Here is a 24,308-nt window from a genome sequence, read left to right on the forward strand (position 1 = left end):
CTCGGGGGTGTAGTGTCGTGTTTTCATCGTTGTATTCTCTCAGAATGTTGAGTCTCCGACAATCCCGGGGCGGTTCAAGGAGAAATCTGAGGATTGGCTAAGTTAAAATGTATAAAGTCTTCGATCCGTTGTAGATGCGCGGCTTTGATCGTTGAGTTTTGACTATCTGCTAGAGATAAGGTGGGTCGATGTAGAGTATGTATGATTAAGTCTAATAGTTGTTGCTCGAGAAACTGAGACTCTGTAGAGGATAATGTAAAGTTAGTGGCAAGGTGCAGAGCATGATTGATTTGATGATTAAGTAGTCTGCCCGAGCCTTGTTCAGTAGTAATGGCCTGAGCAAAATACTGCTCTATTAAACGCTGATGGTTTTCTAGTCTGGCTATCGGTACTTTTAAGACTTGTAGCTTTACCGTTTCGGTATGATAAAATTGATAAGGTTGGTGAGATAGCTCAATAAAGAACTGACCAGGGTGACAAGTTAATAACCGTTTTTGTTGTTCAAAGCACACTGAGCCATTCAGTGGAAACGTAAGCAAAATACTATCGCAAGCCTTGGATACATCCTGTCCACTACGTTGATAATGTACAGAATCCGCGATATAGCCTGAGACACCCATTTGGGTTAGGATGGCTTGTTGAAGTTGACCTGTGAACTGGTTGGGGTTTTTAACTTGTACCTTTAAGTCAAAATAGGTATCACTAATTGCGTTTTGCCAGCCATCAGCATTTAGTAAAGGCTTGATTGGTTTTTGAGTGCTACTGGTGTTATCTATATGCTCATAGAGTTTTTTGCTTATGCCTTGACTATGTTCCATTTGCATTCATCCTTAAATGCTAGGTAATAAGTTTACAGCTCTTTATTCTCTCCACTTGGTTTTCAGATTTATCTTAACAAAAACGATAAATACCCTTCTCCCATAAAGAGAGAAAGGCTGAAATAGTTATGACTATTATATCCACATTATTGAATTTTGCTCAACTTGTATGTTCCAGATTGATGCAAATCAGCTTGCCAATTAGGTTTAACCACAATAGTTGTGGTTGGCTCTTCAATCAAAGCTGGACCGGTAACAACCGCTCCTGCACCCAGTTTATTGCCATCATAAATAGGGGTTTGCATCCATTGATAAGTATGGTCATGTATCATCTTGCGCTCATCCACTTTAGCGCTCTCCACCGATCCAACTTGAGTATCTAGGGTAGGTAGCTCAGGTTTGTTGACTTTCCCAATGATTGAAACTTCTACATTGACAAGCTCTACAGCACTGTCTCGTTCATCATAAGTATACAATTCTTTATGACGCTTGTGGAAGGCTTGTAGGATATCTTCGGCTGCATTACTATCTATGTTGCCGTTTGGCACGATGACATTGCATTCATGGACTTGTCCAACGTAGCGCATCTCCATAGCGCGTTCAATTTCTATATCTTCGTCACTAAATCCATCTTCTTTAAGCTTTGTAATACCGTCTTGCTCAAGCCTTGTAAGGGTATCGTTTAATGCTTCTAGCTCAACATCTGCAGACATAATCATAATTTGAGTGGCTAGATACGAGTATTTGACATCAGAGATGATTTGTCCAAAAGCGCATAGGCAAGAAGCTGACTTAGGTACAAGTATTGTATTGATACCCATCTCCTCTGCTAGTGAGATAATATGCATACCCGCAGCACCGCCAGCACAAACTAAAGCGAAGTCGCGAGGGTCATAGCCTTTTTCGATAGTAATACGGCGAATACCATTGGCCATGTTTTGATTGACAATCGTACTAATACCATAAGCTGCATGAGGTAAATCGATATCTAAAGGCTTGGCAATATGCTCATCGATAGCAGCCTTTGCTTTATCTTCATCTAAAGTGACAATCCCGCCTAGTACGGCACCAGACTGCAAATATCCCAATACTAAGTTTGCATCGGTGACCGTCGGTAGTGTGCCACCTTTACCATAACACGCAGGTCCTGGGGTCGCGCCTGCACTTTGTGGTCCGACCTCTAACATGCCAAAGTTATTGATATGACCAATAGAGCCACCGCCAGCACCTAGGGTTTCGACATGAATCATAGGTACACCAATGCGATTGCGCAAAAAGTCAATATCGCGATTTAGACTGGTTTTGCCATCTTTTGCTAGTGTAATATCGAACGAGGTACCACCCATATCGACAGTAATTACGTTATTAATACCGAAAGGTTCAGCGATATACAATCCCGCTTGCGGGGCAGAGGCAGGCCCTGAGTTGATCGCGTTAACCGCACGCTCTTTCATGACTTCACCCAATGCAAGCCCGCCATTAGATTGGAAGTAACGTACTGGTTGATCAGCGCCAAGTTGTTTGAAGTAATCATCTATCTTATATACGTAAGATGACATAATCGGACTGAGATAGGCATTAACTAGGGTCGTTGAGGTACGCGTATATTCTTTAATCTGCGGATAGACCTCACTACCGCAGCACACAAATACATCTGGCATATGCTGCTGTATCAGCTCTTTTGCTCGTTGCTCATGTTTGGTATCGCGTATTGACCATACAAAAGAGATGGCCACGCTTTTGACGTTTTGGCGTTTTAGCTCTTCTATGGCTGCTAAAATATCGTCTTCATTGAGCTCTTCACGCTCTGTCCCATCGGCAAGTATTCGACCGCGAATAGGGAAGCGCAAATCCCGCGGCGCTATTTGCGGTGCTGGCGGGTAGCTTGCATCGTAGCGGTGGCCTTCTTCTTTATGGCCCAGACGAATCTCAATGCTGTCTTCATGACCTTCCGTACAGAGTAGTCCTACTTTTACCCCTTTCATTTGAATCAGAGCATTTAGGGCAACGGTGGTACCATTAATACATAAGTCGCAGGCTTGGATGATCTCGGTAATTGGGCGATTGAATTTTTCGGAAATCTGTTGCAGCCCGTTAGCAATCGCTTTAGTACCATCTTCAGGGGTAGAAGGGGCTTTGAATAGATGTATATCGCCCCCATTTTCAGCCAATACGAAATCGGTAAAAGTACCACCAGCATCTACGCCTAAACGAAATTCATAACTCATAATTCATCCTTAAACTTTTCTATTTTATATGTAGAGTCAGTACATCCCTGTACCAACTATGCCGCCTCTGCCCGTAATGCTTGAGTCGCTTTTTCATCTAGTTGCATGGTTTTGCTATCAATGACGACACCGTATTCTTTTGCAGCGGCAGTCACAGAGACAATCCCTTCGATGACGTCACGTAGCACCGCTTCAGGCTCACGCTCAAAAGAGCGACCAAAGCCGCCGCCACCAGGATTGGTATTCCGCGCGCGCTCTCCTGACTTAATCTCAATTACCGTATTGTGAAGATGAGTATCGGTGGTGCCACCTTCACGGAACACTTCTAATTTTCCTAACTTGAGCTCTGGAGAGATTTGCTCAGCACCGCCTGCACCCATCGTTGGGATATGACGCCCTTCACCAAAAGCAACAACGGTCATGGTGTGATCGAGGGGTTCTACCTCCCAAACTGTACCGCAGCCGCCGCGCAAGCGTCCTGCGCCACCACTATCTTCTGCCAGTCCATACTTATGGACGACGATAGGATATTGATATTCTAATAACTCGATATCACCTGAGCTTAACGCACCAAAGCAGCACAAAGGCCCGCAAGCATGCCAACCATCCATTTGCTGAGTGGCGCCTGCGCCTGAGATAATAGAGGCGAGTACCATGGTGACATATTGCTCACCCGTTTTTGGATCAATGCCGGCGATGTTGACTCCTGACGAATGTCCCCATGATGCCGTTACGCGCTCAGGCGCTGCGTCCTCTAACGCCTTACGAACTGCATCTGTCAGCGTCTCCATCGGTGTGGTGGTACAGTTGACGTGAGGCGCTGGCTCTTTGGCATTACATAGCGTGCCATGTTCACCTAAATCAACGGTGACGCAGCGATACAGACCTTCGTTATAAGGAGGGTCCACTTGCGCGAACATCATGAGGCCAAGCAAGACGCCTGACATTGAGTTACCGGCATAAGAGTTGATAAAATAAGGCACTTGTGGCGGGCTATCTATCTTGATATGTACATCGCTACCTTTGATAGTAATGTCTGCACTGATAGTCAAATCGCCAAGACCATGCCCTGAATCTTCCAGAACGGCCTCGCCATGATACTCACCATCATTCAGCGATTCGATGAGCGAGCGCATGTGCTTATCAGCCATGTTTTTCAGCTCTTCGATCGCTGCACGAACCGTCTCTACGCCATATTTGTCTAGCAACGCAATCATGTTGCGCTCACCAACCGCGCAAGCACCGTACTGGGCATTCAAATCGCCTTCTTGATTGCGACGTGAGCGCATATTGCTATGAATTAGGTTGATAACGTCATCACGTCTAACGCCTTTTTCCCATATTTTGATGGGTGGAATGCGCAAGCCTTCGGCATAAATCTCTTTGGCATCTGGGTTATAACCAGCAGGTACAGGACCGCCGATATCGGTGACATGACCTTTACATACCGTCCAAAATACCAGCTCACCGTCATAAAACACAGGCTTATACATGCAGCAATCTAAAATATGACTGCCCATAACGACAGGGTCATTATGATATATAATGTCGCCTTCATGGATATCGTCGCCATAAAATCCTGCCACCGCTTTCATGGCTGGCATTAATGAGCCTAGATGAATAGGAATGTCTTGACCTTGCAGTATCATCTCAGGTAGATGATCAAACAGCGCATTACTATAATCATGCGCTAGGTTAAACACACTAGAGCGTGCTGTTTTTTCTAAGGTAAGTGTCATCTCGCGTTGCGCGGTTTCTAACGCGCCGCGGACAACGGATAAAGTGATAGGATCGAGGGCCTTGGTTGAAGCGGTGGTCGAGGTGTTTTTAGCTTGATTCATGATTCACTCCTTGTAATCTTATTATCGCACTGGCTTTACTATAACAATGCTAACCACAAATAAATGGATTGAGCAGGCACAGTATTTGACTGTCAGTGCACTTTTTATCTCATTTATTTAGCCAGTCGTTGTTTTTGGTGAGAGTTGTAAAACGTGTTGCTGAGTTTTGGGCATCAATATCGCGTACAAGACAGTCGCTGTAATAAAGGTCAAGGTCGCATACCAATTGACCCAGCTGCCGCCCAGATTCATAAGCACGATTCCGACGATTGAGGCTGCTATCCAAGCGACCAATCCTGACTTATCAAATGCTGGCAAGCGCTGCGGATCAATGATGGGAACCGCGCCAAAGATGTCTTTTCGTTTAGGATAAAGAATATGGGTGAGGGCAATCGCCACCCAAGCCACCACAAATACACCTTGATAGGCAAGCGCTTGTAACAGATAAGCAAATACATCGAGTAGCATCAGAACGAAAATAAAAGTACCAATTAATAAAGCGCCAACAAATTTTGGAATTTGAATATTGATGGTATCTTTGAGGAATGCTTGCAGATTGGTTGTCGCCAATAAGTAGTTGGCAGTATTAATACGAGTTTGTGTAACGACGACAAAGATAAGACCGAACACACCCATCAATTTTACCAGTCCTAAAGTGATGGACACCTCGGATAATGCGCCTTCTAAGGGGATAGTGCTCACTAAATAAATCCCCGCCAGTCCGCTCAAGAAAAAAGCGACTAGATAGAAGGGGATGCCGAAATTAAACCAAGATAAGAATTTGCTGTCTTCTTGCTTGCCATAACGCGCATAATCAAAGGTATACATCATCAATACCCATATGCCCATGTAATATACGGCAACGTTCCACCAGCCAAAAGGCAGTGCTTCTTCAGGCCCTAAAGACAGCCAAGCACTACTATAACCATACTCATTGGTCGCCATGACGACCGCCGCAATGAGCCCGATAATGTAAAACGGCAAGAGCACACCATTTAGTTTGTCCAGCCAGTTTTGTACGCTGCCCATAATCATAGGCACACTATAAGCCACCACGATCAAAGCGGCTATCCAGTAAGGAACAGAAGGGTAAGTTTGGCTAAAGGTGACGGCAATGACAGAGCCTTCAAATACCGCGTAATACATCGCCGTGGCAAAAAATATCAGTGTCGCTAAAGCTGCGCCTTTATGACCGAATAATACGCGAGAAAACAAGGCCACTGACATGCCTGTGCGAATGGCATAGCGAGTGATGATTCCATTTATGATTCCGTAAGCGCCGCAGCTTATCAATAAGCCGATAATCGCATTCTTAGTCCCATAGTTCTCTGCCATTGCAATACCAATGACCAGATAGAACATGGCGCTACAGACGCCCCACCATGCCATGGTTAAGGAACCTTTTGTAGCTCGATCTTCGTTTGACACCAACTCTTGGTTAGGATCAGAAGGGGTAGCAGAATTATCCTGGCCCTTATTCTTTGGTTGTATTACACCTGCCATATCACACTCCTTATGATAGTCTATTGGTTGTACCGTCGTCGTAATCGTCTATCGGCTAAACATAATTAGCAAAGACTTCTGTTTCGTTGACAGTAGCCACACCATGTTTTTTACGTCCTGTAAAATGGTGTTATTCCTACAATATCTCTATAACTAAAAAGATAACTGTAGTCATTTAACTATAGACAATACCTTAAGAAATAAAATGACTGGAGATGCAGAGTTTTTGATTGAGGGTGCAGGGTTGTTAGGGTTTTTTGATTGATGGTTTTTGTTAACTTTCACCTAGCCACATCCGTAATAGTTATTTATAGTACTATCAGTAACTATAATTCGCTCAATCACCATAACCAATACCATCATAATAATTATTAAAAATAGGGCTTAAAAAGATGGATACCTTAAATATCCTATACCTAGTGGGGGCATTGTTAATTTTTGCCAGTATCATGGCAAGTACACTATCAGCACGCTTGGGCGTTCCGTTGTTACTGCTGTTTTTAGCAGTAGGCATGTTGGCGGGCGAGCAGGGTATCTTAGGAATTGAGTTTTCACAATATAATATTGCCAACTTCGTCGGGCAGGCGGCCTTAGCTTGTATCTTGTTAGACGGTGGATTGCGTACCTCGTTTAAATCATTTCGAGTCGGTCTAAAGCCTGCGGTCACTCTAGCGACTTGGGGCGTACTGGCTACCGTTATGGTGCTAGGAGTCTTCGTTACTTGGTTACTTGATGTTGATTGGCGCTTTGGTTTGCTGATGGCAGCAATCGTTGGCTCGACCGATGCGGCAGCAGTATTTTCTCTATTACGTAATGGCGGGGTCAAGCTCAACGATCGTGTTCAAGCCACGCTCGAATTAGAGTCTGGTGCCAACGATCCTTTGGCTATCTTGTTGGTTACGGGCTTAATCGCTCTAAATGTAGATCCTGCTGGGCAGACCGTATTTGGATTTCTAGGATTGCTATTACAGCAATTGAGCTTTGGCTTGGGAATGGGCTTACTTTTCGGTTATCTACTCTCTAGGCTATTACCCAAGGTTCATTTAGCAGAGGGTATGTATGCAATTTTGATACTTTCTGCTGGCTTGTCAGTCTTTGCAGCTACCAATTTAATCGGCGGTAGTGGCTTTTTGGCTGTCTACCTCACTGGTGTGCTAATTGGCAACCATAAAGTGCGCTCAACTGAGCATGTAATGCGAGTGATGGATAGCTTTGCATGGTTGTCGCAAGCGGTACTCTTCGTCGTTTTAGGACTATTAGTCACACCATCAAACGTCATCAATGTTTGGCATTATTCAGTGGCAATCGCCGCCTTTATGATTTTGGTTGCCCGACCTATCGCCGTCTATACCAGTGTTAAGCCTTTTAAGTTTAAAGATAGGGAGATTGGTTTTATCTCTTGGGTCGGTTTGCGCGGTGCTGTCCCTATTACCCTTGCCATTTTGCCAGTCATGGCGGGAATAGATGGCGCTTTTATGTTGTTCGATATTGCGTTTGGGGTGGTGGTCTTATCGTTGATTTTACAAGGAACGACCATTCCTATTATGGCAAATTTATTTAAGGTGCGTATTCCGACTAATAAAGACCCAAAAGAGGAGCACGAAGTTTGGGTGTCAGACAAGGCAAGTATCACTTTATACGAGTTTGAAGTTCAATCAGGGGCGTTTGCCATCGGTCGTCATCCTAAAGGCATCTCCAACCGAGTCAGTCCTGATGAGATTAGTATTTTTGCGCTAGTGCGTGGACAACAAATAGTCATTGTCGATGAAAATACTAAGCTGAAATTTGGTGATAGCGTCTGGTACGCCATGAGGGGCAATCATGCCAGTAAGATTGCCAAGATCTTTAATGATACGACGTTAGATCGTAAAGCCATTGATGACTTCTACGGAGATTGGTTGTTATCACCCAGTGTAAAGCTTGGGGATTTACCGTTTTTTACTGGTGTCATGGCATCCGAAACCCTCACACATAAGCTCAAGTCTAAAGCTGACGACCCATCAATAAACATGTGGCAGCAGACCGTGGCTGAGTACGTTAAAGAAAGCTTGGACACGGCTCCAGTGTCGGGTGATACGGTCACGATAAATGACGAATGGTCGTTAGTTATTAAAGAGGTCGATGACAAGGGAGCGCTTAGAACCATTGGCTTAAAACACCAAGAATTGCCAACGATGGTCTAAGACAATAAACAAGCTTTGATACTGTTAAAAAACCAAGCTATGCAAAATCAGGCCATGTCTGACAAAGGGTAATGCTTCTGAACGTAGGCAATACACAGCTCATAAAAGGCTTGCGCTGGCGGTGAGATGGTTTTATTCGCCAGCTTAAAAATACCAATTTGTCTATCCAAAGATGGCTCAAGTAAGTCAATCCAAACCAGCTCTGGCTCATTAGAGGGGAAGGCGAGCTTGGGCAAAGTCGTGATACCCAAATCATTGCGCAGTAGTGAAAATAAAGACGTGATGTTTTTGACCGTGTAGCGTGCATTGCGATTGAGTACTTCGGCAGGCGTGTTTTCAAGCAATCGACAAGTACCGTTATAAATAAAAGGCTGCGTGACTAGCTGTTGCCACTTAAGCCCTTTTTTCCGTTGGCTCTTTGTCTGGTTGTTTGACTGCTTTTCTGGCTGACTTTTCAACTGGTTTAACGAATTGCTTTTTAAGCAAACGACACCAATAGGATCTGATATGAGTGGGGTAAAATCTATATCCGCCTGATCTATACTGATACAGTTACCCAATGCTAAATCTACTTCTCCTGCCAATAATCGATTGGCTACCCCAACAGAATTATCATCTATCAATACAATCTCAATATCAGGGTGCTTTTTTGAGTATTCGACCAACACGCTTGGCAACAGCTTGGTGACGAGCGATGGCACGCTTGCAATTCTTATTTTACCTTTGTCACCAGACGCAGATGCTTTGAGATCATCTTCTAGTGCTTTATAAGTGGTAAGGAATTGCTCAATCTTCGGTAAGCAGGTTTCACCAAAAGGGGTGAGTGTGGCTTTGTTACCACTTTCAAATAAACGCTGACCGAGCGTCTTTTCCAGCTCTTTGATGGAGGCTGACAGCGCTGCTTGTGATCGATTGGCGCGCTCAGCCGCGGCACGAAAACCGCCTTCTTTTACCACAAATAAAAAATGCCGTAATTGCTGTATTTTCATATTTTCTGCCGCCTAAATCTATTTATCAATAATATATCTACTATGATAGATTAAATCTATCAATTTTAATATTTAATTAGTTAGATTTGTCATTATTAAAAGGGTAGCATGGATGCAACATCGCAATACAGGCTATCAATTAAACAGATGATGCCGCCATTTATCTAAGGAAGAACACCGCATGACGACTCAAACCACTAAGCAGCCCGTTAAGACCTCACTTTACGCTTCTAAGTCACCGTTAGAGTGGGCGATTACTAACAATGGCACGCTGTATACCGCACAGATTCCTATCGATGAAAATGGTGAAGTGGTCGCAGGCGGTATTGAGGCGCAAACTCGGCAAACGCTAGACAATCTTAAGCACACACTAGAATGTGCCAATGTCGGCATGGATTCGGTATTGCAAGTGCTTATTTATGTGACGGATCGCGAGTATCTCAAAACCGTTAACCAAGTGTATGCTGAATACTTTGAAGCTCCTTATCCAAACAGAGCCGCTCTGGTGATCTCAGGGCTTGCTCGTGAAGAGATGCTGGTAGAGCTGGTCGTTTATGCTGCTGTGCCTTAAGTTTTGAATAAATTTCTATTCATAAATATATTTATTTTAAAATAAAACAAATACAGTGGTTAAACGTGCTACTGGTATAAATTTTCCTCGCTTGCTGTGCGCTTTGCACTCCAGAGGCTTCACAAAATTCATCCCAGTAGCACTATTTTCTTCAAAGTAAATCAATTATATAGATAGGTTTCATTTCATATTTTTTATTTACCAGGTTTTTTAATCGTTTTACTAAGGATGTTCTTATGTCAGCCCAAACCACCCAACAAGTATTGCAACAAGACCCAACTAAGTCACTTTATATCAATGGTGAATGGCAAGCGGGCGCTGATACCATTGCCAATATTAACCCATCTGATACCAGCGAAACCATTGGTGAGTTCGCGCAAGCAAGTCAAGACCAAGTCAAAGATGCTATTGCAGCTGCTCGCCAAGCACAGCCCAAGTGGGAAGCAACGCCACTTGAAAAGAAGCAGTCTATTCTACAAGCGATTGGTGATGAGATGATTGCCCGCTGTGATGAGCTAGGTACTTTGTTATCACGTGAAGAAGGCAAACCTTTTCTAGAGGGTCGCGGTGAAATTTATCGTGCTGGTCAGTTCTTTCATTATTATGCCGCTGAAGTGTTACGTCAAATGGGCGACCTTGCTGACTCGGTACGCCCTGGGGTCAAAGTCGAAGTCACCCGTGAAGCTGTCGGTGTGGTTGCAATTATCTCTCCTTGGAACTTTCCAACTGCCACTGCGGTATGGAAAATCGCGCCAGCGTTAGCTTTTGGTAACAGTGTTATCTGGAAGCCTGCGAATTTAACGCCTGCCAGTGCGGTCGCGTTAGCGGAAATCATTCACCGTCAAGGTATGCCTGAAGGTACGTTTAACTTGCTATTGGGTGGCGGCTCTAGCGTCGGTGACGCGCTTATCCATTCTACAGAGATTGATGCGGTCAGCTTTACAGGTTCTGTACCGACAGGACGTAAAGTTGCTGCTGCAACGGCACCAAACTTTATCCGCTGCCAGCTTGAGATGGGTAGTAAAAATGCGTTAGTCATCGCTGATGATGCTGATTTGCAGGTTGCTATTGATACAGCGGTTGCTGGTGCATTTGGGGGCTCAGGACAAAAATGCACCGCCTCTTCACGCCTTATCGTCATGGACAGTATCCATGATGCTTTCGTCGACGGTGTGGTCGCCAAAATGAAAACGCTAAAAGTCGGTCATGCGCTTGATGACGGTATCTTTATGGGACCTGTGGTCGATGACAAGCAGTTGGCATCAAACATGGATTGGATTGAAAAAGCCAAACAAGCGGGAGCCAATTTAGCCTTTGGTGGTGAGCGTTTAGAGATGCCACATGAAGGCTACTATATGTCGCCGACCTTGTTTACTGAAACCGATAACAGCTGGGATATCAACCAAGAAGAAGTGTTTGCCCCGCTGGCCTGTGTCTTGCGTGTCAAGGACTTGGAAGAGGCGATTGCGATGACCAATGATACGCGCTTTGGTTTGACTGGCGGCATCATCACCCAAAGTCTGCGTAGTAGTGCGATGTTTAAAGAGCAAGTACAAGCTGGCTGCGTGATGGTGAACTTAGCGACAGCGGGTACCGATTATCATGTGCCGTTCGGTGGTCGTAAAGAGTCGAGCTTTGGCCTGCGTGAGCAAGGTCAATACGCTAAAGAATTCTATACCATCGTCAAGACCGCTTATCAAAAAGCGTACTAATAGGATAAAGCGTAGGGTGGGTTAGCGATAGCGTAACCCGCCAATATTCGATATTAGATTATTCAAAACGGCGGGTTACGTTTTATTGGCACTCTCTACGAAAGCTTAATAAAGCTAACCCACCCTACGCAAATCTTAAGCTAGAAGCCAGCTCATAAAATTAAGAAAGCATAAAAAGGGAATGGATATGTATCAAGATCATATCGTCATTGACGGATTACAGTATAGCCATTGGGATCGCGACTACTTCAAGATGCTAAAAGATAGTGGTATCAATGCGGTACATGCCACCTTGGTCTATCACGAAGATGCGCGTCAGACCATGACCCGCTTCGCTGAATGGCACGCACGCTTTGAGCAGAACAGCGATTTGATTATGCCCGTGTATTCGGTCGCTGATATCAAAACGGCAAAAGAGCAGGGCAAAGTCGGTATCTTTTTTGGCGCGCAAAACTGCTCACCAATCGATGACGAGATTGGTCTGATTAGCGTCATGCGCCGTTTGGGTTTACTGATTATGCAGCTGACTTATAACAACCAAAGCTTGCTAGCAACTGGCTGCTATGAGCAGAATGACAGCGGCGTCACCCGCTTTGGTCAGCAAGCTATTAAAGAGATGAATCGCGTCGGTATGATCGTCGATATGTCGCACAGTGCTGAGCAATCTACGCTTGAGGCGATAGAAGTCTCCTCGCGTCCGATATGTATCAGTCACGCCAATCCAACCACCGCTCATGATGCCTTGCGTAATAAATCAGACACGGTTATTAGCGCCTTGACCAAAGCGGGCGGGCTATTAGGCTTTAGTTTATACCCGTTCCACTTGCCAAATGGTAGCGACTGTACGCTTGAGGACTTTTGCAGAATGATTGCCAATTGTGCGGATAAATATGGTGTTGAGCACTTAGCTATTGGTAGCGACTTGTGCCTTAATCAGCCGCAAGCGGTACTTGAATGGATGCGTAATGGTCGCTGGTCAAAAGCGATGGATTATGGTGAAGGTAATGCTAATAATTCAGGCTGGCCGGATACTTTGCCTTGGTTCGCTGGCAAAGATGGTATGGAAAATATCTATAACGGTCTTTTACAGCATGGCTTTAATGAGGCTGATGCTGGCAAAATTATCGGCCAAAACTGGTTTGATTTTTTAGAGCAAGGTTTAAAGCCGTCGGCTTAAATATTAACACTCTAAAGTTAAGCTTTGAAAGCTCGTTTTTTAGAGGTTCGTTGTTTAAATCTAAGCTTTGCAAGCCATCACTCCAACGCGCTATAAGACAAACGACGTTTTATAGCGTTAAAACTCTTTCATTTTTATAGTGGATTGACTATACCTCTGATTTAAACAATGTAACGTTAGCATATGGAGCCACATCATGGCCGATTTAAAGGGATTTAATAGCGATGAGCAAGGACGCTCAGACGTCGACAAAACAACAGGCACCTTAACCCATGTAGAGGGGCCGTCCGATACCTTAGGTCTTAAAAATCCAGCGTTTTGGTACAGTGGCGGTTTTATTACCCTCTTTGTTTTGATGGCTATCTTTGCTGAGGAGCAATTAGCACAAATCGTCAATGTCAGCTTTGCTTGGTCGGTCAATATTTTTGGTCCCTTTTGGCAGATACTATTATTAGCGACTTTCGTCATTGCTTTGGCTGTTGGTGCTGGCCGCACAGGACGAGTTATTTTGGGTAATCTGCCTGTGCCAGAGATGGACAGCTTTAAGTGGATGGCCATTCTTTTTTGTACGCTACTTGCTGGCGGCGGGGTCTTTTGGGCGGCCGCTGAACCTATTGCGCATTATGTGACGGCGCCGCCTTTATATGGTGAGTCACCAGACTTACAACAACGTGCATTCAATGCTTTGTCACAGTCTTTTATGCACTGGGGCTTTTTGGCGTGGTCGATTGTGGGCAGCTTGACCGCTATTGTAGTGATGCATCTGCATTATGACAAAGGCTTACCACTTAAGCCGCGTACCTTACTTTATCCTGTGTTTGGTGAGCGTGTACTGACGGGTCAAGCTGGCGCCATTATCGATGCTTGTTGTATCGTCGCGGTGGCGGCGGGCACCATCGGTCCTATTGGATTTTTGGGTTTGCAGACCAGCTATGCGCTCAATGAGTTATTTGGTATCCCTGATACCTTTACCACTCAGCTAATTATTATCGTATTCGCTATTGCGCTTTATACCATCTCAGCAATTAGTGGACTGACGCGCGGTATGCAGCTCTTAAGCCGTTTTAACGTTACGCTGGCTTTTGCACTGATGGTGTTTATTTTGATCTTTGGCCCGACCAACTTTATTGTTAATGGCTATATTCAAGGTGTCGGTAGCTTGATCGATAACTTTATCCCGATGGCAACCTATCGCGGTGATGAAGGCTGGCTGAGCTGGTGGACGGTGTTCTTTTGGGGCTGGTTTTTGGGCTATGGCCCGATGATGGCTATCTTTATTGCTCGTATTTCACGTGGTCGTACCATTCGAGAGTTGATTACCACAGTATGTATCATTGCACCGCTTGTCACCTGTTTTTGGTTCACCATCGTTGGCGGTTCGGGACTGGCGTTTGAGATTGCCAATCCGGGCAGTGTGAGCGCCGCCTTTGAAGGCTTTAATTTGCCAGGTGCGCTATTAGCGGTCACGCAGCAATTACCGTTTCCTTTGATTACCTCAATTCTGTTTTTAATCTTGACCACGATCTTTATCGTGACGACAGGGGATTCGATGACCTATACCATTAGTGTCGTCATCAGTGGCGAGCGTGAGCCAAACGCTATGATTCGTACCTTCTGGGGCATCATGATGGGGGTTACTGCTATTGTATTGATTTCGCTTGGTTCAGGCGGTGTGAGCGCCTTGCAGTCCTTTATTGTCATTACTGCGGTTCCTGTATCTTTTGTTTTGCTGCCGTCTCTATGGAACGGACCAAAAATCGCCCAGCAAATGGCACGCGATCAAGATTTGTATCGTCCTAACAAGGTTGTGGTCAATCATCGCAAGGCGGAGGAAGAGCTCGCTAAACAAAAAATTATTGAAGAAAAGTAAATTGTTGAACAACTATAATAATAGATATATTGTGTATAACATGTTGATTATGATAGTAATTTATTTACAGTGGTTTGATTAAAATGGTTGGTTTTTAAATGGCTTTGATTAAAAGCACTTCGTTAAAACGGTCAGCCAGTCAACTGGTCTGACATATTATGTAAGGTAGTGGCATTATGAATTTGGTTCACGCAAACAATGAGAGCATTGACGTAGCGACACTGTCTTTACGCAGCCCCGATGTGGTCATGAATGCTGAGCGGCTGGGTGCTATGCACCAGACGCGTATCAGCTTTGTACGTACATTACTGCGTAAAATTGATAGAGAAAAATGGACACTGAGTACGCATCTGTGGGATTTGGATGACAAGGGTTATGGACAAGTGATCTACCGTCTGCAAACCCCTGAGCATACTTATCATCTGGTGGTGTTTTGTAATGAGCTGGCCGATGACGAGCGTAATGATCGAGTGATCGCTCAAAAATGGGATGTCACCTTTGGCCTCGTATTTGGGGAGATTGGTCAGGAGCTACTCGATAATCTCAAAGCCAATGTACCGCTACAAGAAGCAGGTCGCAATTCCAACATGGTGATGGTGCTGGCACGCGCTAATAAAAGCGTGCGAGTGTTTGATCATATCGTGAGCGCCTTAGCTGATGGTCAGCAGCCTGACCTTGAGGTGCTCGCACAAGTCGGTTATATCCTGCGTACCACGGCAGTCTATGGAAACGGCAAATTTGGTATTTATGATTTTAAGCCATTAGATCATAGCGAAGATTTTAATCAGTCGTTTCGCGCGCAGATGTGTGCAGTTTATCTATTGCGCGAGTTTAGCCTTGATTGGGTTGATTTTTTAGCCAAGAAAAAAGGCGGTAATAAAGCAGTCGCGCTCCATCCAGAGATTAAGCGTTATCTAGGAATCGGTAACGCGACGGGTCTGGGTATGGCACCGTATCTAATCAATCACCCTTGTATCGTCGATCAGTGGCTCACCACTCGTGAAGAAGCCGTACAAGCGACTTTGGTCTGTGCTATTGAAGCAGAAAAGGCGGCATATTTTTCAAGCTTGTTGACACGTGCGATTCAGCATTTTACCGAAATCGTTACTATCAATGAGCAGCAAGATCAATTGAACGCGACCGTCGTTATAGAGTTGAGTGTATTACAAAGTAAGCTTATGAACATGATTGAAGGTCATAAAACATGGGCGGAGTTTCTGCAAGCTCATGATCATTTAAGTTTTGAGAGCCAAGAAGTTATTATTTCTTGCTTAATGGAGCTATATCCTGAACGTGTAGATTCGTTCCAAGAAAAGGTGAATGCCGATGAAAGCTTATCATTACCGAAGGGTAAAGTGATTCAAGATTTACTTGATGTATTAGAATCACGTTATCAATGGGCAATTACTATTGATTTTGATGAGCCTGAAAATCGCTATTGGTTTTGGTATCGCTCGGTGGATAAAGAAGAGCCACGTATGGGTGTGCGCGGTCAAGAGCCTGGCGACGATCGAGAGCTGTCATTAGACATCGCTCGGCAAACCAAAAAACTATACTCAGCATTGCAGCAAGCCGATCCACAGCAGCTCATATCCGAGTTTATGTTAAGCAAACCTAAGTACCGCTCTATCGCGCGCCGCGTATGGACCATGGGACATAAAAAAATGGGTGATATTCAGATGAATGTTTTGAATAAACACACACCGCCCATGCATCTGCTACGCTGTAAGCTATCGATGTTTGGCGCGACCAAGTTCGATCCCAGATCTGATCGATGGGTGCGAATTACTTTGTTTCAAGGTGCGCCTTTATTTAGCGAGGTGCATAGTGATGAATGGCTGTTTCCGTTATTGCCCAATTTGTCAAAAGAAGAGTCGTCAATCAAACAGCCATTCACACAGTAGGGAGGTTTAAACATGATTGTATCGCATAATGAAATCGTAGCAATGGTGTATAAAGCCTTTACTGGTATGCACCGCGAAGTAGGCGAAGCTGATGTTATTGCTTCAATGGTCGCTGAGCTGGAGATGGCAGGGCTGGACGGTGTACGCCATTTTAATAATGCCACCCCTTTTATTTTATCTGAACAAGATACGCCTATCGATATTGTCCATCAAGAGACTGGCGCGATTCGCTTTGATTTGCATGACAGCAGTTTGATTTGTCATTTGCCTGCCATCATGGACTACGCACTAGAGAAAATGGGTGATTTGGAGCATTTTCAGATTTATATAATGAACTGCCATAATCGTTGGCTGGCTTATAGTGAGCTGGTCAAGCTCGCTGATAATGGCATTGCCTGCCTAGCAAAATGGGATAATGGCACGGTGCCCAAGCATACTTTACTTACCCTAAACCAAGGCTTTGTCTATCCTGATATTTACTTCTTTAATAAGGCTCAAGCCAACTACAATACCAACGATATGATCATTGAGCTGGCGACTGCTAACTTCGATATTGAACAAGAAATCGAACATTTTGATCATAAAATATCGACGGATGAATTGTATGCCAACCATAAGCGCTCATGGAAAGAGGGTATTCATGTCGATGATGAGCAGTGGGCGATACTCAAAAAAACAGCGGCCGCCATACTGGTAGAAAACAGCGAGGTATCGAGCAAAGGCGCTGGCGGGGTGTAAACTTGACTGATTTTCATTTTTTAAATCAAGCGCTTGGGACACGTCGTTCTTGGAGTGTCGGACTTAGAATAATATTACTAGAACGGAAGTATCTAATTTTAAATATTTTTTTAATATATTTAGTTGCTCTTGTTGGGCAGTGTAAGGCAATTTATTTTGTAGACTGTTAGTTGATAGCCTGACTTGTTTATTGACATTAGAAACCCGCTAAATTGTTTTAGCGGGTTTTTTGCTGTGGGTTGTACGTTGTTAAAAATTGGATTATCGAAAGCTTTAAAATGCTACTTATAAACATTTTTCATTTATTGTTTATTGAAATATTCTGATATGTCTGTATTATTGGACGTATGGAAATAACAACTGCTATCGCAAGCTTTGCGGCGCTCTCTCAAGACACTCGTCTTAAAGCCTTTAAACTACTGGTCAGTCAAGAGCCTGAGGGTTTACCTGCGGGTGAAATAGCCCGTCAGCTGTCTGTGCCACATAACACCATGTCCGCGCATTTATCGGTGCTGGCGCGGGCAGGGTGGGTGGTGTCAAAACGTCAAAGTCGTCAGATAATCTATCGTGCATCCCTTACGCATATGGAAGCTGTCGTACAGTTTTTATTGCAAGATTGCTGTGCGGGCCATCCAGAATTGTGTGCCTCGCTGATGGATAGCTTAGGCGGCTGTGAAATTGCTAAACCTAATAATTAAGAAATTTTTTAAAGCCAGCGCTAAGCTAATAACTGATTCAATAAAAAGATTTTAATAAATAAATTCTTAATAACCATACCCAAAAAATAGGTTAAATCGCTATGAAACCATTAATTTTTCATAATCCAAACTGCGGTACTTCTCGCAATACGCTTGCCATCATAAAGGCATCAGGTGAGCAGCCAGAAGTGGTGGAGTATCTAAAAACCCCGCCGAGCCGTGATGAGTTGGTTGCGTTGCTATCGAAGATGAATATCTCGCCAAGAGAGTTACTACGTAGCAAAGAAACCATCAATGATGAGTTGGGCTTAGATAAGCCTGAGTTATCTGATGATCAAATTATCGATGCAATGATTGCCCATCCTATCTTAATTAACCGTCCTATCGTGGTCACAGATAAAGGCGCAGCGTTATGCCGACCATCAGAGCGAGTGTTTGAATTATTAGAAAACCCAGTGAGCAGTTTTACAAAAGAAGACGGCGAGACGATTTATCATGACAAAAGCGAATAAAAATCAGCCTCACGCAGAGGATTCATTGAAGCTAGATGACTTGCCCAATATTGATGCCAATCAATTACAACCGATCGATATTGAATCGCTGATTGCGCCAACTGACCCACGTCATCCGCCTAAGATACTGGTGCTATACGGGTCATTACGTGAGCGCTCGTTTTCCAGGCTGGCGGCTGAAGAAGCAAGTCGGCTGCTGCGTTGGTATGGCTGCGAGGTACGGATGTTTAATCCATCGGGTCTACCGCTGCCAGATGATGCTGATATCGATCATCCAAAGGTGCAAGAGCTGCGCGAGTTGGCGCAGTGGTCAGAGGGTATGCTGTGGGTGAGTCCAGAGCGTCACGGTAGTATGACTAGCATTATGAAAGCACAAATCGATTGGATACCACTCGCACTGGGCGGCGTACGACCAACTCAGGGTAAAACCTTAGCGGTGATGCAAGTGAGCGGTGGCAGTCAAAGCTTTAATACCGTCAATCAGCTGCGCATTCTGGGGCGCTGGATGCGTATGATTACTATCCCTAATCAATCGTCTATCCCTAAAGCCTTTTTAGAGTTTAACGACGATAATCGCATGGACAAGTCGCCCTTATATCTGCGCCTCGTTGATGTCTGTGAAGAGCTGGTAAAGTTTACTTGGCTCACTCGTGGACGTTCAGCCTATTTGACAGATAGATACTCTGAGCGGGTGGAAAGTGCTGAAGCAGTGTCGCAACGTGTCAATCAAAAGTCGCTGTAATATCTCCTAGTTATAATCAACACGCTGTAAATAAGGTTGCTCCATGCTCGCATTAACTATCTTTATCGTGACTTTGATTTTGGTGATATGGCAGCCTAAAGGCTTGGGTATTGGTTGGAGCGCGCTGGGTGGGGCTTTAATCGCCTTAGCTTTTGGCGTGGTGCAGTTATCCGATGTCGGTATTGTATGGGACATCGTTTGGGATGCGACCTTTACTTTTGTAGCGCTAATTATCATCTCGCTTATCTTAGATAGAGCAGGATTTTTTGGTTGGGCGGCGCTACATGTGGCCAGACTTGGCAATGGGCAGGGACGGTTGTTGTTTCCCATGATTGTAATATTGGGCGCGTTTATCTCGGCGTTTTTTGCCAATGATGGGGCTGCATTACTCCTAACACCGATTGTCATCGCTATCTTGCTACGGCTTAAGTTTTCACCGCCATCGGCATTGGCTTTTATCATCGCCACAGGCTTTATCGCTGATACCGCGAGCCTGCCGTTAGTGACTTCTAATCTGGTTAATATCGTCAGCGCCAATTATTTTGATATTGGCTTTGGACGTTATGCGGCGGTCATGGTGCCGGTAAATATTGTCTCTGTCATCGCGACATTAGCAGTGCTGTGGGTGGTCTATGCCCGCCAAATCCCAAAACACTATTCCATTGCCAATCTTAGCGCGCCTGCATCCGCTATTGAAGATCCGTTGGTTTTTAAAGCCGCTTTTCCGCTGCTTGCCTTGTTATTGGTTGCTTATTTTACCACCGAGTCACTAGGTATTCCTATCTCCCTCGTAACTGGTGCGGCGGCATTGGTATTAATGGCTATTGCAGGCCGCTGGTGGCAAGGCGGACGAGATGCCGTTGTTTCGGTGTCTGATGTCGTACGTAACGCGCCTTGGCAAATCGTCTTGTTTTCTGTGGGTATGTATTTGGTGGTGTATGGCTTGGGTAACGCAGGACTGACGGCTTATGGTGCCCAAATACTGAATTGGTTAGGGCAGCAGGGTGTCGTTATCGCAACGTTGGGGACTGGATTCCTTTCGGCTATCGTGGCTTCTATAATGAATAATATGCCATCTACCTTAGTTGGTGCACTGGCTATTGATAGCGCGCAAGTACCCGCAGCGACTCGCGAGCTGATGATATATGCTAATGTGATTGGCAATGATTTGGGGCCGAAGTTTACGCCCATTGGTAGCCTTGCGACCTTGTTATGGCTGCATGTATTGGCAGAGAAAGACTATAAAATAAGCTGGGGGCAGTATATGAAAATCGGGCTGCTCATTACGCCGCCAGTATTATTAGCCACGCTGTTGGCCTTGGTGTTTTGGTTGCCGATGCTACCGAGTTATTAAGAAGCTATAGTTGATTCGCTTTAAAACCGATACAGTGCTCGCTACAAAATCACCTCAACTTGGAAGTAATAATCATCTTTGATAGTAATGCTGACTTTGCCGTTATGGGCGTTGACGATAGCTTGCACAATGGATAATCCCAGACCTGATCCTGCGTGCATAGCCTTGGTTTGATCGTGACGATGAAACCGCTCAAATAACTTATCCGCATCGCTTTGTGCCAGTGGCTCGTCCAAACGATTGGTAATGGTTATTTTTAATGACTGTTTTTTTGTGCAAGATGTAACATTTTTTGATAAGTTGTCTTTGTCAATCATGGCCATTTTATGCGCGGCAATAGTAATGACGCTATCGTTAGCCGCATAATAGATAGCATTTGATAGTAGATTGGCAAACAGCCTTTGCAGCAACCCTTCATCACCTAACACACTGCCAAAGTCTCCTAATTTGTCAAAAGTGATACCGCGCTCATCGGCGATCAGCTCAAAATAATCGACAAGTTTGCCAATCAGCCTGTCAGTATCGACAGTACTAAGCTGCGAGTCACTCAGCCCCTTTTGAGTCTTAGCGAGCAGGAGCATATTATTAATCAGACTCGATAACTGCTCTAAAGTTTCATGCTGGTGATGCAGCTGCTCGATATACTCAGCGCTATCTCTAGGTTTACTGAGCATTACCTGTGTTTGGGTGCTAAGGGTCGCAAGTGGGGTGCGCAGCTCATGGGCAATATTGTCAGAGAAGCGTAGCAGGGAGGCAAAATTGCTCTCAAGCTTGCCCATCATTAAGTTATAGGATTCAGCAAGCGGACGCAGCTCCAATGGCATGTCATGAGCGTTAATTCTTTCATCCAGCCGTTCAGGGTTGATGCCTTTCATCTTTTGCATAATAGTAGATAGAGGCGCAAAGCCCCAGTAAACACTTAATGCTGCCACGGAGACTAACAATAGGGTAATGGCCATTAAGATCATACTAAGCTGACGGTTGAACTGTAATAAATATTGGTGATGAATATCGATGGGTAGGGCGATAAATGCCAAGGTATGGTGGTCTTTGATAATGATGGCTCGATAATTTCTATCGTTTATCTCAACGACGAACTGCTGCTCCTGATGCTCTTTCCATAATGATAATATATTAAAGCTGGCTGGCAAATCGTCGACAAAGCGGCTGGGTATGCTGGTCAAAAGCTGCCCCTCTTTATCAGCAATGACTTTTTTTAAATCATAATCGCGCCAAGAGGGGTGCAAATGGTCGTTGTCTGCTGGAACTGTGAGGGTAGATAAGTTAGAGGTAGCCGTTTGATCATTAAAATCAGTTAGACGCTGACGCAAATCAAAAGCAGCATGGGTGATAATCTCCGCGTCCATCTCCTCAAAGTGACCTTTGACAGAACGTTGCACCCAGATATAAATCACTACTTGTGAGAGAATCACGAAGAAGGTTAGTAAAAATATCGTGCGCCATAATAAAGGCCAGCGCCGATTATCAGATTTCGCTTGAGTATCATTAGGTGGTGTTTTATTTAACATCGATTTATTCAACGTCTGTATCATGTGTATCTAAAACGTCCAATTTATAACCCATGCCGCGCACGGTATGGATCAGTCTTGTATTAAAGCCATCATCGATTTTGAGTCGCAGACGTCTTATAGCCACATCGATGACATTGGTATCGCTATCAAAATTCATGTCCCATACTTGCGAGGCAATGACGGAGCGCGGCAGTACCTCACCGCGACGCTCAAGCATAAACTGTAATAAAGCAAACTCTTTTGCCGTCAGTTTAATAGCGCTGTCGCCTCTATGCACAGTGCGCTTGGCAATGTCCATTTTTAGATCCGCTATTTGCATAATCGTACTTTGATAATCTGCTTGATTGGCGCGTCTTAGTAGGCTTTTTATTCTGACTATTAATTCTGCAAAGGCAAAAGGCTTGGTTAGATAGTCATCGCCACCGATTTCAATACCTTTGACCCTATCGCTTAACTCATCTTTTGCCGTTAAAAATAAGACAGGCGTATGCTTGCCAGCGGCTCGATAATTGCATACTAGCTCAAAGCCACTAATATCAGGCAACATCACGTCCATGATGATGACATTAAAGTCTTCGGTCATAAGAGCATGATAGCCGTTGAGTCCTGTGGTCTGATGGTCAACGATAAAGCCGGCTTCGCTGAGCCCTTTTTTTATGTACTCACCAAGCTTTATCTCATCTTCTACTAGCAATACTTTCATAGGCTGGCCTCCATTAGGCGGATCAATTTAATGCGGCTCGTTCTCGCTATTACTTTTAGCCTTACTGTGGTCTTCATACTAAAGGAGTATACTCGGCATGAAAATCTAAAGCGACGAAGATGACAAAATTGTCATCTTATTGTCATCTAGCAGTCAGAATAAATAAGACATAATCTAAGCCAGTAACATGGCTTTTCACCAAAAAATAAGGGTTTACCATGTACTCAACCAAATCAATCATCATCACTGCTGTTGCTCTAGTCGTTTCAACGTCTGCTATGGCTCATGATCCCAAATTCCATGCCGAAAAGGATCAAATGAACTGTAAAAAGATGGAAAAACATATGCAAATGATGCAAAAGATGGATCATAGTAAGATGGATATGAACGACCCTGCTATGAAAGCAATGATGGCCAATATGGGCAAAATGAAACAGATTTATCAAAAACACTGCGTCAGTAGTGACAACGGAAGTAATGACAGTAAATCTTAAGAATTTTAAATATAGTCCTATGAAACATACATCACTATTAGGCAGCTTTACTGAATAAGCAGTTTTATTAAGTAAACAGCCTTACTAAATAATAGTGGTGTATTAACAAAAATAGATTTTTAGGATAAGTACATGAAATTCTTATTGGGGATAATTTTTACCCTTGTTGTCGCAATTACTGGTGTTTTTGCTGTCATTACTGGTGGTGTTATAAATATTGGCGCCGATCAAGAGCATAGTCCAATGGTCTACAATTTCTTGGAAACAGCTCGTAATCGTTCTATAGAAAATGCGAGTAAAGATATCATCGTTCCAGATTTAGAACAGGTGGACATGATTAGCAGTGGCGGTGCAGATTATAAAGACATGTGTGCAGGCTGTCATTTGTCTCCTGGCGTAGAACAGACTGACCTTAGTCAAGGCTTATATCCAAAGCCACCTAATTTTACCAATATTGATGTTGTTGCGCGTTATCAAGCGCAGGCTGGTGCTAGACAAGGGTTTTGGGCGATTAAACATGGCATCATGGCGTCTGGAATGCCAGCATGGGGTGCAACGCATGATGACGATAGAATGTGGGCCATGGTCGCTTTTATCAGATCGCTACCTAAATTAGATAAAAGCCAGTACACCATGCTAACGACTAGGTTGGACGACGATATGCTGGATATGTCGTTCAATAGCGACATGATGGATATGTCAGACGACGGATTTGAAATGCAGCATTAGTTGTTTTCAA

20 protein-coding genes are annotated in these 24,308 nt (G+C 44.3%); 13 read left to right on the forward strand and 7 right to left on the reverse strand.

All coding sequences use genetic code 11. The annotated features are described in order from the left end of the window. Window positions 1–74 precede the first annotated feature (74 nt). The 4 genes from ACS8FC_RS10210 to ACS8FC_RS10225 form a co-directional block, all read right to left on the reverse strand. Window positions 75–818 carry a cupin domain-containing protein gene (locus ACS8FC_RS10210; protein WP_439296669.1) on the reverse strand — a complete coding sequence of 248 codons (744 nt, stop codon included), beginning with the start codon at window positions 816–818 and terminating at the stop codon, window positions 75–77. 146 nt (window positions 819–964) lie between these two features. Continuing rightward, entirely contained in the window at window positions 965–3,046 is a 2,082-nt protein-coding gene (capA, locus tag ACS8FC_RS10215; RefSeq protein ID WP_439296670.1) for a caprolactamase subunit alpha, read from the reverse strand. Between the two features lie 56 nt (window positions 3,047–3,102). Next, entirely contained in the window at window positions 3,103–4,887 is a 1,785-nt protein-coding gene (gene capB / locus ACS8FC_RS10220) for a caprolactamase subunit beta (RefSeq protein WP_439261084.1), read from the reverse strand. Window positions 4,888–5,004: 117 nt separating this feature from the next. Next, complete coding sequence (locus ACS8FC_RS10225) at window positions 5,005–6,390, reverse strand: purine-cytosine permease family protein (RefSeq protein ID WP_439296671.1); 1,386 nt, start codon at window positions 6,388–6,390, stop codon at window positions 5,005–5,007. Window positions 6,391–6,782: 392 nt separating this feature from the next. Between ACS8FC_RS10225 and ACS8FC_RS10230 the strand changes: the two genes are divergently transcribed. After that, the gene (locus tag ACS8FC_RS10230) at window positions 6,783–8,573 is read left to right on the forward strand and encodes a potassium/proton antiporter (protein WP_439261068.1); all 1,791 of its coding nucleotides are present in this window, start codon (window positions 6,783–6,785) and stop codon (window positions 8,571–8,573) included. A 47-nt stretch (window positions 8,574–8,620) separates the two neighbouring features. Here the strand turns inward: ACS8FC_RS10230 and ACS8FC_RS10235 are convergent, their stop codons facing one another. Beyond that, window positions 8,621–9,562 carry a LysR family transcriptional regulator gene (locus tag ACS8FC_RS10235; RefSeq protein ID WP_439296672.1) on the reverse strand — a complete coding sequence of 314 codons (942 nt, stop codon included), beginning with the start codon at window positions 9,560–9,562 and terminating at the stop codon, window positions 8,621–8,623. 181 nt (window positions 9,563–9,743) lie between these two features. Between ACS8FC_RS10235 and ACS8FC_RS10240 the strand changes: the two genes are divergently transcribed. The 10 genes from ACS8FC_RS10240 (at window position 9,744) to ACS8FC_RS10285 (ending at window position 20,840) form a co-directional block, all read left to right on the forward strand. Continuing rightward, window positions 9,744–10,133 carry a RidA family protein gene (locus ACS8FC_RS10240; RefSeq protein WP_439296673.1) on the forward strand — a complete coding sequence of 130 codons (390 nt, stop codon included), beginning with the start codon at window positions 9,744–9,746 and terminating at the stop codon, window positions 10,131–10,133. A gap of 236 nt (window positions 10,134–10,369) precedes the next feature. Then, window positions 10,370–11,845 (forward strand): aldehyde dehydrogenase family protein, encoded by a 1,476-nt coding sequence (locus ACS8FC_RS10245; RefSeq protein WP_439296674.1) that lies wholly within the window; start codon window positions 10,370–10,372, stop codon window positions 11,843–11,845. Between the two features lie 187 nt (window positions 11,846–12,032). Beyond that, on the forward strand, window positions 12,033–13,022 hold the full coding sequence (locus ACS8FC_RS10250; protein WP_439296675.1) for a membrane dipeptidase: 990 nt from the start codon (window positions 12,033–12,035) through the stop codon (window positions 13,020–13,022). 196 nt (window positions 13,023–13,218) lie between these two features. Further along, window positions 13,219–14,892 (forward strand): BCCT family transporter, encoded by a 1,674-nt coding sequence (locus ACS8FC_RS10255; RefSeq protein ID WP_439296676.1) that lies wholly within the window; start codon window positions 13,219–13,221, stop codon window positions 14,890–14,892. Between the two features lie 176 nt (window positions 14,893–15,068). Then, window positions 15,069–16,796: a hypothetical protein gene (locus ACS8FC_RS10260; protein ID WP_439296677.1), complete on the forward strand. Its 1,728-nt coding sequence runs from the start codon at window positions 15,069–15,071 to the stop codon at window positions 16,794–16,796. Window positions 16,797–16,808: 12 nt separating this feature from the next. After that, entirely contained in the window at window positions 16,809–17,534 is a 726-nt protein-coding gene (locus tag ACS8FC_RS10265) for a DUF3726 domain-containing protein (RefSeq protein ID WP_439296678.1), read from the forward strand. A 347-nt stretch (window positions 17,535–17,881) separates the two neighbouring features. Continuing rightward, complete coding sequence (locus tag ACS8FC_RS10270; RefSeq protein WP_439296679.1) at window positions 17,882–18,232, forward strand: ArsR/SmtB family transcription factor; 351 nt, start codon at window positions 17,882–17,884, stop codon at window positions 18,230–18,232. 101 nt (window positions 18,233–18,333) lie between these two features. Continuing rightward, the gene (gene arsC / locus ACS8FC_RS10275; protein WP_201595128.1) at window positions 18,334–18,744 is read left to right on the forward strand and encodes an arsenate reductase (glutaredoxin); all 411 of its coding nucleotides are present in this window, start codon (window positions 18,334–18,336) and stop codon (window positions 18,742–18,744) included. Beyond that, entirely contained in the window at window positions 18,728–19,486 is a 759-nt protein-coding gene (arsH, locus tag ACS8FC_RS10280) for an arsenical resistance protein ArsH (RefSeq protein ID WP_439296680.1), read from the forward strand. Before arsC ends, arsH begins: the two co-directional genes overlap by 17 nt. 43 nt (window positions 19,487–19,529) lie before the next feature. After that, entirely contained in the window at window positions 19,530–20,840 is a 1,311-nt protein-coding gene (locus ACS8FC_RS10285; protein WP_439296681.1) for an arsenic transporter, read from the forward strand. 41 nt (window positions 20,841–20,881) lie between these two features. Here the strand turns inward: ACS8FC_RS10285 and ACS8FC_RS10290 are convergent, their stop codons facing one another. Together ACS8FC_RS10290 and ACS8FC_RS10295 are read right to left on the reverse strand one after the other, a co-directional pair. Then, window positions 20,882–22,369, reverse strand: a complete 1,488-nt coding sequence (locus ACS8FC_RS10290) for an ATP-binding protein (RefSeq protein ID WP_439296682.1) — start codon at window positions 22,367–22,369, stop codon at window positions 20,882–20,884. Between the two features lie 4 nt (window positions 22,370–22,373). After that, window positions 22,374–23,075: a heavy metal response regulator transcription factor gene (locus ACS8FC_RS10295; protein ID WP_439296683.1), complete on the reverse strand. Its 702-nt coding sequence runs from the start codon at window positions 23,073–23,075 to the stop codon at window positions 22,374–22,376. Window positions 23,076–23,293: 218 nt separating this feature from the next. On the opposite strand from ACS8FC_RS10295, the gene ACS8FC_RS10300 reads away from it, so the two are divergent. Then, window positions 23,294–23,569, forward strand: a complete 276-nt coding sequence (locus ACS8FC_RS10300; RefSeq protein WP_439261054.1) for a hypothetical protein — start codon at window positions 23,294–23,296, stop codon at window positions 23,567–23,569. 132 nt (window positions 23,570–23,701) lie between these two features. Continuing rightward, complete coding sequence (locus ACS8FC_RS10305) at window positions 23,702–24,298, forward strand: c-type cytochrome (RefSeq protein ID WP_439296684.1); 597 nt, start codon at window positions 23,702–23,704, stop codon at window positions 24,296–24,298. Window positions 24,299–24,308: the final 10 nt, after the last annotated feature.

It is taken from the genome of Psychrobacter sp. 1Y4 (assembly GCF_051847555.1).